We start from the raw sequence: 11,824 nt of genomic DNA on the forward strand, positions 1-11,824 counted from the left end.
CGGGAATCGGGAATCGGGAATCGGGAATCGGGAATCGGGAATCGGGAATCGGGATCGAACTTTGATCCCCCCTAACCTTAAAAAAGGGGGGAATTAGATTCAACAGCTTTGCTTCGACTGCTAAACCTTAAAAAAGGGGGGAATTAGATTAAAAAGTCCCCCTTATTAAGGGGGATTTAGGGGGATCTGAACCAGGGATTAACATCACTGAAATTCACCCCTTACAAATCCTGTAATTTTCCTTCGGATTTAGCTATCATTGCTTCCTCAATTAAGAAGTCTAACTTTCCATCGGCGATATCAGCTTCAAGCTGTTTATCCCAGAGTAACCAGTCTCTTTCAGCAAACCACTCTCTCAAGCGCACGAAATCTTCCTTAGAGAGAGCCTCAATTTCAGCTTGAATCTTTTCTACTTTTGTCATCAGTAATAACTGACTGCAATACTGGTGAGTAAACCTCTATAGTTTATAATAAAAATTAACTTTATCTAGGCTATAACTCTAGTCCTTGAAAGGTAGAAGCATAGTTGTGGAAACCATTAGAAAGGATAACTCTTCCCCTGAGTAATCTCTCTCTTCATCCCCTGTTCCCTGTTCCCAGATCCGCTGTTCCCTAATATTTAAAGTATTGAACCAAACATAATATAATTCCATCGAGGCACTAGGTAAGCTCATCCCGCAATCTTTGAAGATTCTCGCGGCAAGCGACAGTCTTGGGATGATTTGACCCTAACTTTCGTTCAAAAATCTCCAAAGCTTGGACAAAAAGAGGTTCTGCCTCGCAGTACTGTCGTTGATTAAAGTAGAGTAATGCTAGACCGTTGAGAGATTTTGCGACATCTGGGTGTTCAGTACCTAAAAGTTTTTTCTTCATATCCAAGGCTTGGACAAAACGAGGTTCGGCCTCCGAGTACCATCCTTGATTAGAGTAGAGTAATGCCAGATTGTTGAGAGATTGTGCAACATCTGGATGTTCAGTACCTAAAAGTTTTTTCCTGATCTCCAAGGCTTTGAAATGCAGAGATTCTGCCTCGGAGTACCATCCTTTATTAGAGTAGAGAGTAGCCAGATTGTTGAGGGAGGTGGCGACAGATCGGTGTTCTTGACCGTATAGTCTTTTCTTCATCTCCAAGGCTTCGACATAGAGAGGTTCGGCCTCACAGTACCGTGCCTGATCATAGTAGAGTAATGCCAGATTGTTGAGGGAGATAGCGAGACGTAGGTGTTCTTGATCGTATAGTTTTTTCCTGATCTCCAAGGCTTGGACAAAAAGAGGTTCGGCCTCCGAGTACCGCCCCTGATAACGGTAGACTAATGCCAGATTGTTGAGGGAGATGACGACAGATGAGTGTTCAGTACCTAAAAGTTTTTTCTTCATCTCCAAGGCTTCGACATAGAGAGGTTCGGCCTCGCAGTACCGTCCCTGATTCTCGTAAACAGATGCCAGATTGTGGAGGGAGGTGGCGACAGCTGGGTGTTCGCTGCCTAAACGATTGCGGGTAAGCTCTAAGCCTTGCTTTAACCAGGGTAATGCCTGCTTATAAGCCCCTTGACCTTCGTAAAGCCAACCCAGACCCTGGAAAGGTTTGTATAAATCTTCATCCTTGAGCTTGTCTGAGAGTACTGTAGCAGCTTCTGTCAGATGAGGGATGGCGGGACTAGCTGTAGCAACATCCTTTTGTGTCGGCATCTTAGGAATTTTATCTGCCACGGCCACCATTGCCTCACCAAATCCCTGCTTGAGTTGATCAGCTCGATCACACAGTTCCATTTTGTCCCGTAGGAACTCTCGAATCAACTCGTGCAGCTGGTAGATTCCGTGATCCGTGCGCCCAAGTAAATTCAGTTCCAACAGACTGTAATCTCTAATATCTTCTAAATCCTCTGAGTCTTGGTCAGGCAAACAATTTTCCACCAATTCCCAGGGAATGGGAGCCAAAGCAAACAAACTCAACAGACAACCCAACTGCTGGGCATCTTGATCCAGTTCAAGCCAACTTAACTCAAAGGCTGCTGCTACTCCCCTTTGTGCGGTCATAGTAGCAGCTGGTTCTTTTAGCGATCGCTGTTCCAGATGCTTTTTTTCTAACCGCTGCTGCATATCTGTCAGGGATAAATCCTTTTTCTTTTGTAAATATCGCCCCACCAATTCCAAACCTAGGGGCAGATATCCCAACCATTTGCAGAGTTTTTTGGCTTCCGACCACTGCCGGTTTAGTCTTTCTTTTCCGATTAGGGATTCTAATAACTCCAAGGCCGCCTTTTCCGAAAGTACTTCCAGGGCTAACAGATCAAAAGACTCTGCTAACGACTGCTTCCTGGTAGTAATAATAATCTTAAAACGGGGCTGATTTGGAGGCAGATAGGGTTTAATTTTATCAAATTCAGTAACATCATCAAAAATCACCAGCACAAAATTATCTGATGGCTGCCAATTGTCCCAGCACCATTGAGCCTTTTGTTCGGGAGTGAGATCTTTTCCTGCTTTTTCCTGAGGCACTTCCAAATTCATTTTGAGCTGGGCAAAGTTGACAATTTGATTCCCTAAATTCTCATCCCGCGCCTGCAGCCAGCAAACCCCACCCAGATAATTTTTCCGGTAATAGTTGAGGGCATATTGCAGGGCTAATTCAGTTTTACCGATACCACCCATGCCAGAAATAGCAGAAATTACCACCCGTTCTCGCTGCTGTAGCCGCTGGTGTAGAGTTTCCAGTTCAGGTTCGCGTCCAACGAATTTGGAAACATGGGTGTGGGGCAGATTTTGGGGAATGCCGATTAAACCTAGTCCATCATCAACTTTTTTTTTCGTCTTCCTCTTTACTGCCCTGGAATTTTATTTTAAGAACTGGCTTATCTCCTTCTGAAATATTTTCCATCTGAACGGCTACCAAACCCTCCTCAAAAGCCCTTACCAACAGGTCTTGGTTGCCATTATTATTATACCCTAGAGCATCATAAAACCCTTGAGCAAAAGCAATCGCAGCTTTATCTTCTATTGTCTGATTCATGCCAATGGCATAATTAATATACTGGCTAATAACCTCAGCGGGCTTTTGGGAGTGGCAGAAATTGAGCAGTACGCAGTTGACATAATCAGCATGCAGGTTGAATAGGGCCCCTAGTCCCTTCGGATTTACTGGTTTATCTTGCCCTCCATCATCCTCCAAAAGCAAGCTTCCATCTTTCAAACCGTGTCCGCAAAAGTGGACGATTTGGGGTTTTTCTTCAGCGATCGCTCTCCTAATATCAACAGAACGCACTGCCGTCCTAACTCTAATCTCAAAAAACTCCCGCCTCACTGCACGCCGAATTGCATCTTCAATTTTCCGAATCTCTTGATCCAAGCGCAGACCGTGGGCAATTGCTGACAAAATCAAGATTTTTTGGGGATGATCGCTCTCGATATAACCAACATTCCCCTTAACTTTATTCATAGATTGATTAATGACCGACTCTCTAAAAATCCTATCAGCTTCTGTAGCGTTCGGTTGAATCGGTGGCAGAGGAGTTGTTAAATTCTGATTGACAAACCGCTTTACCTGACGGTAGATTTGATTATTTTTATTCTCTACTTTGCAGATAGAAATATGGTCAACATCCATCGGGACAGGAATCACCCCCTTAATACCAGGGTCAGCACTGGTTTGATTCACCACTAAAATCCCATTCGTAGGTCTGGTTTCGCAGTAAACCAGCATCGGGATTTCGCTAAACTGGTGGTCATTGCGATACCAAAGATTCAGGTTACGTAAGTTAGGATCGTGCGCCTTCAACTCGTCAACACTGACAGTGGTTTGTAGAATCGTGCCAATATAATTAATCCAACTTGCCAGATCAGAACCAGAATGAGGGGTAGATAGGAAAACAATTCCCCTCGTCCCAGATGCGATCGCTTGCCATTTGCCAAAGTCCCTAGCACTGCGCAGCATCTGTTTAACCAGCAGTCCCCCCATACTGTGAGTAACGAAAATTATTGGGCGATCGCCTATCTCATAGCTATCCAGTAGATCTAAACTATTAGTCGCCCGGTCTACCAGAGGCATAGAATTACCCTTCCATCTAAACGGTTCTACCTCATAAGCCAGAGACCAAATTCCCACATCTGATAAATCTTGCCCCAGCCAAGCAGGCCAAAAATTATTATCATCTCGCCGTTCTTTGGGGTGCCAAGTCCCTCGGGCATCACCTCCGAGTCCATGGACAAAAATGACATCTCCACGGCGATCGGGGTTCTGAGTACCAAAAATTTCAATTAAATCGTTACGATCACTCACAGACTAGCTCTCCAGGAATGAAGGTCATTAGACTTCTTGCAGAAGTCGGGAACAGGGAACAGGGAACAGGGAACAGTGGACAATAATTGAGGCTAACAATATAGCACTACCCATTAAAGTTAGGACATTGATACAAGCAGCAAAAGCTGTTTTAGTAAACTTTTGCCTTTTGCCTTTTGCCTTTTGCCTCTTGCCTTGGGCGTAACCCTATAACCGTGATCCTCAGCTAGGGTGCTGGCATCGGAGGAATTGACACCCATGGGGTTAATCGCCATACCCTCACCACATCTTGCTATTCAATAGATTAGCTACCGACTGAGTCATGATAAATCCGGAAAGTGCCAATAAATTCTCTGTCTACCCTATATTCCGCCGCTCCCGATTCCCGATTCCCGATTCCCGATTCCCTACTCCCTATTGTTCTATTTTTATCCGGATAAAAAATCATTTATTTTTTTTGTGCTCAGAGAAAATAAAATTTTTTAAGAAAAGTAAAAAATGTCCGGATAATCATTTTTTAAGCTAACTCAGTATTATCTCTATTTATCTAACTACATAATAGTTAGGTATTAATTTTTTTTCAGTAGTATTTCTAATTTACAACCATCTTTATAGGCGGTTAGTTTAGAACTATGAAACGAGTTAAACACTAACTCACTTTCAGGATAAACTATCAACTCACAAAGCTCGAAAAACAATGAACAACAACTATCTTTCTCTAGGCAAAACTCTCATCAACACAGGTCTCATTTTTGCGGGCTTAACTGCTGTACTGGCCACATCAGCTAATGCTGAATCAGCTATTCGCGGATCTGCCGTAGAGACACGGCCTTCTGGAAGCTCTATCAGTGTTTCCGGTGAGCTGATTTTACCTGAATCTCTCCACTTTCCTGGTCCATTAACTGTTACACCAACCTACACCGGTGCTGGAACAGACACTGCAACTATCGATACCCTTGGGCTAGATGCAGGTGTAGCTGCAGCAGTCTCCGCTACTACCGGTAGTGACTCACCAAATGTATTCCTTTCCGAAGCTGCAAACGCTCTGGCTGCTGCTACCGCAGTTGAGGATCAAGCCGCTTTAATCCGTGCCGGAGCAGGTACTGAAGGCTTGGGTGCTCTAGAGTAAATCAACAGTCAATAACTCCTCTCTAATCAGGGCAAACGCATCTTAATTAATAAACCCTCTATTAGTCTCAACAAGCCCTCTTGAAATCGCCTTAAGCACTACTTATTGAAAATAAGTTGAACCTGAGCAGGGCTTGTTGACGATTAAATTCAGGGAAATAGTGGCTTACACTTGAGTGTCATACAGTCTGATTCAAAATTAATTGGTTTAACCACTGGGTCTACTGTGTCACACTCAACTGAAAAGCGCTATAGAGTCGTAATTTTTCTGTAATCCACATAGCGCGGTTTACTGTCAAGACTAATTTAGATGTGTTTACCCTGTCTCTTCAATCACGTTTCTTTGAACACGCCTCCTGGAATTTCTCTGTAGAGAAATTCTAGGAGTATTTTTTATATTTTCAGACAACACTAGCAAACAAAAAAGGAAGTAGCAGGAAGCTTCGGAGCAGTAAACAAAACTTATCACAATTCATTTGTAAGCTATCAGCTTATGTGCTATGGGCATAACCTTTTCCCGTAGCGTGGCCATTTGCGTAGCGTTTCCACAGACTTTGGCCTTTGGCTAAAAGCTGATTAATTACACCAAAATTAACTATTTTTTTGTTGTATTTAGAAAATTAATAGGCATATCTAAATTTATATACAGCCATTTTTAATTGATTTGATTGCAATTTAATAGGTGTTATTGAACAGAAAATACGGAGCATCACATAAGCAAAAATTAACAATTAATCTAATCAATAATTGTAGTTTTTGTTTAAATGCTGTTACTGGATGATTTTAGGTTAAAATAATGGATAAACTAATTTTAATTTTTTTTGCCAATTTTTTTGTTCAAACACCAACGTTCCCTACCGATTTTAATAATTACCAAATTTTTAAAAACGTACAATTTGAAGTTAAAGATTCAGATTTTTTGACGTCTCATTCTGCTCAGGTTAAGGAGTTTATAATTTCTAAGCAGCCAGACGATCAGCCAGACGATCAGCCAGAAAAGCAGCCAGACGATAATGTAAATGTATTGGCAATAGAGGTTGCTGAATCTAGGTCACCTGAAGCAGAGTCAACCACCTTAGCAGCACAAACCCAAAATCAAGAAAATCCACAAAAAACTCCCATCAGTGATGTTATAACTCAAAGTGCCACCAAGTATCCTTGGATTATTAATCCCACCGATAAGTTAACCTTTGAGCCCACATCATTTAGACCAAACAAAAACGAAAATTATCTAGAGACAGAGTTAAGATTCGCTGACGATAATCCCATTCTGAATAGATTTACTTTTGCTAATTTTCCTAAAGATAATCAATTCTACTGGGTTCTTGATGGCAATACTGTTGTTATCGAGACTCAAGGATTTCAAGGTGGTCTTCTCTACCAAGGAAAGTCAAGGGATACTCAACTCACCCAAACAGCGACTGTAGAGCAATCCTTGTGGGGGCTACAATTTATCTCGGCTTTGCCCACTAATTTTGAAGAGTTAGTTGGAGAGGTTGAGGTTAATGACTTGACAGTAAGGGTAATATCTGGAGAATTGAGAACTCCAGAAGGAATACGGGCTGGTGAAGTAATCATTAATAGTGGAATTGATACTGACGATCCGAATGTCACTGTTTTAGAAAATAGGGTAATTAATCTTGGCAGTGGCTCAACCTTGAATAGTAGCGGTGGAGGCTCTTTATTTCAATTATTAGATGCAGATAATGCTCCCCGGATTTTGCAAGGTTATCCAACCACAAATCTACAACCTTTGTTAGATAATGGTAATGTCAAATTGGAAGAAGGGGAAATAATTCCTCAAGAGGCTCTACAAGCAGCGGGAATTACCTGGGGAGACCCTTTGACCGGAGAAGGTCTTAATTTCACGGCTCCTTCCACATCTATCCCTGGGGTTAAGATTGCCCAACCAGGGGGAGGTATGACCAATGATTTATTGAATTTATCTGTTAATCCTTTCCTAACTGAAGAGGAAAGAGATTTTCATTATCTAAATTCTTTACATTGGATTCCCCTTGGTCAAAGAGCTACTGAAGTTGACTTGAATATTGATAGTCAAGACAGTAAGCATTGGTACAGATTTTATATTAGTAAATCTCACAACCGAAGCCTAATTAAGTATGACCCAGTAGACATCAGTGCCAGTTACTCAAGTATTTTTTCCAACCCAGGTATTTCCCTAACCCTATCCTTTGATGGCGACATTGATTCGACCCAAATTGCCAATGCGACTCTGGGAATGGTACTGGGGATAGTTTTTGAATTTATTGATTTTAACAATATAGACAACAGTATTCAAGACGCTCGACAAAAATTTGACAATAATGAAGGATTTGCTCGGTTACAGACTAAAGCTACTCCCCAACAGCGACGTCAAATCAATCAAAGACTTAATCAAACCTTAGCCACTACTAATCGCTCTAGTCGCCTCAATCAGGTATCAGGTACGGTGACGTTTCCTAGTAAAATAACTCCTAACCACTCTAGGATAGTCCAACTGAGAACAGGTAATCATCAGCGAGCCATTGATTTTATTCAAAGAGATATAAGTGATTGGGATCAAGGAGATACCTCTTTTTCTGAACTAAGACTATCTAACCAAGATTTTGGTCCATTGGGTTTTATTGCTGGGGTAGTTCCTTTGAATAATACCGCGATTACTCCCAGTAATGAATCCTCAGCGGTAGACGTTATTTTGACTAGCCCTGATGGCAGACAATTTGTGCAACAATTTAGGTCTTTTGATAATACTGTTGTACCAATCAACAGTGGCCGAGCATTTGATATAGCATTTGATCGGATTACACTCACCCAGACTTCTCAACGACGTATTCGAGACAGAACTTTTGCTGGTTATGTATCTCTACCTACTATAGAAGTATTAGTAGCTGGTACATCGGAAAATTTTAACTATGGTGTCACCTTAGGAGGTTGGTTTAATCTGGCTCGTAATTCAGCACCAGGGGTTGGAGAAAACAATCCTTCAGACGTTTCCGACGATAATGGATTTACCAAAGAACCGACTTTGGGAGTCTATAGCCACGCTCAGGTAAATTGGCTGAATCGACATGTAGCGGTTGACTCATCCAATAAACCAATAGCTATAATCACTCACGTGCCGTTTTTTAGTATTAATTGGAATAGTTCTGCGAATCGATTGAATCCTTTCCAAATCACAGCCGCTTATTCCTTTTCACGTCAGGGAAAAAGCGTAGGGTATTCAGTTACTCCTGCTATTCTCTATACTCCAGAAGGTCTGAATGCTTTTATGCCAGAAAATAGTCAAGGGGAAGTTGTTGGATATGTTACTGGAGAATTAGGAACTGTCGGCGGTTTAAAATCCAACCTTAATCTAGAGATAGGTAGAAAGGTGTTTTATGATGTAGAGCTTTCACAACGAGTGATCGAGAATTTTTCTCTAGGCGCTTTTGTCAGAAATTTTACCACTACCAATGTAGGGCTTGACAGTCGAGTGTCAGGCTTTAACTATGGCGGCATCTTGAGGTACCATTCAGATAATGGTATATTTATAGACGCTAAACTAGGTACAGGTGACGAGGGATTTGATGCTAGAGTCGAAGCAGGTGCTCAGTTCAAATTTTAATAGTTAGGGTAATGGGATTAGTTAATTGCAATGTTGAAGGTTTAAGGTTAGCAGGTTGAAGGTTTAAGGTTAGCAGGTTGAAGGTTGTTCGCGTAGCGTGGCCAAAGGCCAAGGTTAGCTGTTTGAACGTTGAAAGTTGAATCTTGGGTTTTGAATTTTGAATTTTGAATCTTGAATTCTTAATTCTTAATTCTTAATTCTTAATTCTTAATTCTTAATTCCTAATAATGAGTAATACTTTTGAATAAAGCTTATTCAAGACTTGGTATAGTAGAGTTTGCTCGCAAGAAATTATCTAAATCTTCATAGGTTCCAGCATAGGTAATAGTGGAAGTATCATAACCTTTGAGATTGACTGTGTGTTGCTTGAAGTTAAGCTCAGACTTTCTGATTTTGGAAAGGTAGCGGTATGTGTCCTCCCCTAAGGCAATATCTAGACCAAGTTCCTTGGTGGCAGATTCGAGGCGAAAAGCGGCTATTACAGTATCCCCAACAGCAGTGTATTCTGGGCGATCGCCACTACCAGTAGTGTTACCAACAATAGCATGACCGGTGTTGATTCCAGTACCAATTCGCAATGGGAAGGGCAGAGGATATTCCTTAGACAGATTGCTAGTCATGTTGTTCAGGTCATTGACTGCTTGCAAAATACTCATGGCTTCTTGATCACTGACCCCTTTAGAGCCATGAAACCAAATCGCCATAATTGCGTCACCGATGTATTTATCTACCCAACTGCCACACCTTTTCAAAATTTCTCCAGACTCCCGAAACCAACTACCAATTGCCACTGAGAGGGTGGTTTCATCTAACTGGTGGGTGAGTACGGTGAAGTTTCGGATGTCCACCACCATCACTGAAATCAGGCGGCGCACGTGCAATATTGACGTTTGGGTATCTTTATCTATAGCTTCGGATGGTTCAGTTTGATGAGCCTTGGCTGGGCAGTAAAACTCCAATTCTGTCTGACCAAAGGTTAGATGATCGCCATTGCGCAAGGTCACAGGAATGCTGACTCTGCGCCCATTGACAAATGTACCGTTACGACTGCCTAAATCAATCAGATAGAAATCACCGTTTTCGGTACACTGCAACATCGCATGATTTCGGGAAATCCAGCGATCTGAAAGTACAAAATTGTTATCATCACTACGACCGACAGTCCAGCAATTGCTACCAACTAATGGCATATAGTGATTGCCAGAGTCAGTAGGCATAAGTAGGTAAGGGGTGGATCGCAAAGTCACCACAGATATAGGAGCAACAACAGGGTTAACGGTAGCGTTGATCATTGCATCAATTTTCCAAGATTTCCCGACGGTGCGCGCCTCCTAGGGCGCGAGGGATTGCTCGCGCCCTTGGGTCGCACCGCTGATCAGGGAAGGATAGTGCAGCAGTTGGAGAAACAATAGCAGCAATAAGTTACTAATAAGTTACTAACTAGTTACTAACTAGTTACTGCTAATCGAGCTTGAGTCTGCTGCTGTCAAAGACCCAGCAAAACTTATAAGCTGACCCTAGTAGATGCATTCAAAGGATGATCAAGTCATTTCGGAATGACAACGCTCAAAACTAACCTAACCTAATATAAATAAATATAAATAAATAAATGACTAAGGCTTCCGAAGAAGCCCACACTGTACCCCTTAGGGTCAGTGTCTGGAGTCATCATGCTAGGTTAGCTGCCAACCAAAAAAGACTATCTACCACGATTGTACTCAACACGGCTCCACTAAACGTCCACCAATGGGGCTGTTCTTTTGTCAATGACCAAAGACCAACTATTCCTAGCGTAGCAACCAAAACCACTGCCCAGCTAATTCCCCAAGGAGTTTGGACTTGTGCGATCGCATTTTGAAAGATTGGTTTTGCCAGGACTGGCTCTACTACCATCACCTGACGCCAGTAGGGAATTAGATTCGTCAAGTAGAAATAGATGTCGGTCATGGCTGTACCGAATAACGAACCCAAGTAAAACAGATTTCCTACCTTTCCCCAACCCCGCCACAATCCCCACAGAGCGAATGGTAGACCAATTGCCTCTACCGGTAAATGCCATAGAGGTTCAGTGCGCAACCAACCCCAATATAGTGAACCAGCCAGCCAACTCCAGCTAAACCCCAACAGCAAGTCACCCCAGATTTGGGTTGATGGACGTTGGAGCAGTTTTACCCCCAGCCACACCCAAGCCAGGGTAATCACTAAACTCAACAGTGGCAAAAGGCGCACTAGGGGAGCTTGGAAGAACACTGGCACAGAAACCAGGAAGGAGGCGGCAGCAAATAATAGCCACCCTTGAGGATTACTCACTCCCCTAGGGGGGATCGATAGAAGTAGTTGCCCTGACTGATGGGAATTTCTTGGGGCTATAGCAGAAAACCAAGTATTTTTCAACAAAATTTTGTTATTTATCGTTAATTATCTTTATTGAACTTAATATATCATTACCAATATCCCCCCTGGGGGCATATTGGTAAGAGTACTGAAATGTGGTGGTTGATGGCAAGGGTAGAAATATCTAATCTGAAGGATAAATTCAAAAACTAATGAAAAATTAAGATTTGCCAAGCCATTGGTAGTGCGCTACCGATAGGGCCATGGCTATAGCGCTACGCTTAGCGTCAGAAGTCAGAAGTCTGAAGTCTGAAGTCAGCTATGAATAAGTTTCGGAGTTTAGGAATGTCGTGACCTTCATGGGTAGTGCTATATTGCTAGACTTTTTCCCGATTCCCGATTCCCGATTCCCGATTCCCGATTCCCGACTCCCGATTCCCGATTCCCGATTCCCGATTCCCGATTCCCGATTCCCGATTCCC

The 11,824-nt window shown here is 42.4% G+C and carries 7 protein-coding genes; 2 read left to right on the forward strand and 5 right to left on the reverse strand.

What is annotated here, in order from left to right; genetic code table 11:
- Positions 1 to 221: 221 nt before the first annotated feature.
- The 3 genes from AC4II3_RS27045 to AC4II3_RS27055 form a co-directional block, all read right to left on the reverse strand.
- The gene (locus tag AC4II3_RS27045) at positions 222 to 422 is read right to left on the reverse strand and encodes a hypothetical protein (protein WP_488013747.1); all 201 of its coding nucleotides are present in this window, start codon (positions 420 to 422) and stop codon (positions 222 to 224) included.
- A gap of 238 nt (positions 423 to 660) precedes the next feature.
- Entirely contained in the window at positions 661 to 2,778 is a 2,118-nt protein-coding gene (locus AC4II3_RS27050; protein WP_488013759.1) for a tetratricopeptide repeat protein, read from the reverse strand.
- Positions 2,779 to 2,794: 16 nt separating this feature from the next.
- Positions 2,795 to 4,276, reverse strand: a complete 1,482-nt coding sequence (locus AC4II3_RS27055; RefSeq protein ID WP_488013749.1) for an esterase/lipase family protein — start codon at positions 4,274 to 4,276, stop codon at positions 2,795 to 2,797.
- Positions 4,277 to 4,973: 697 nt separating this feature from the next.
- Here AC4II3_RS27055 and AC4II3_RS27060 point away from each other — a divergent pair.
- Together AC4II3_RS27060 and AC4II3_RS27065 are read left to right on the forward strand one after the other, a co-directional pair.
- Positions 4,974 to 5,405 (forward strand): hypothetical protein, encoded by a 432-nt coding sequence (locus tag AC4II3_RS27060; protein ID WP_488013751.1) that lies wholly within the window; start codon positions 4,974 to 4,976, stop codon positions 5,403 to 5,405.
- Between the two features lie 795 nt (positions 5,406 to 6,200).
- Positions 6,201 to 9,008: a hypothetical protein gene (locus tag AC4II3_RS27065; RefSeq protein ID WP_488013753.1), complete on the forward strand. Its 2,808-nt coding sequence runs from the start codon at positions 6,201 to 6,203 to the stop codon at positions 9,006 to 9,008.
- 251 nt (positions 9,009 to 9,259) lie between these two features.
- Here the strand turns inward: AC4II3_RS27065 and AC4II3_RS27070 are convergent, their stop codons facing one another.
- Entirely contained in the window at positions 9,260 to 10,300 is a 1,041-nt protein-coding gene (locus AC4II3_RS27070; RefSeq protein WP_488013755.1) for an adenylate/guanylate cyclase domain-containing protein, read from the reverse strand.
- 376 nt (positions 10,301 to 10,676) lie between these two features.
- Positions 10,677 to 11,318, reverse strand: a complete 642-nt coding sequence (locus AC4II3_RS27075) for a DUF3120 domain-containing protein (protein ID WP_488013757.1) — start codon at positions 11,316 to 11,318, stop codon at positions 10,677 to 10,679.
- Positions 11,319 to 11,824 lie beyond the last annotated feature (506 nt).

Source organism: Moorena sp. (assembly GCF_982860115.1).

Coding starts and splice junctions, on each gene's coding strand:
- AC4II3_RS27045 (WP_488013747.1), bottom strand. CDS start 422: ATGACAAAAGTAGAAAAGATTCAAGCTGAAATTGAGGCTCTCTCTAAG.
- AC4II3_RS27060 (WP_488013751.1), top strand. CDS start 4,974: ATGAACAACAACTATCTTTCTCTAGGCAAAACTCTCATCAACACAGGT.
- AC4II3_RS27065 (WP_488013753.1), top strand. CDS start 6,201: ATGGATAAACTAATTTTAATTTTTTTTGCCAATTTTTTTGTTCAAACA.
- AC4II3_RS27070 (WP_488013755.1), bottom strand. CDS start 10,300: ATGATCAACGCTACCGTTAACCCTGTTGTTGCTCCTATATCTGTGGTG.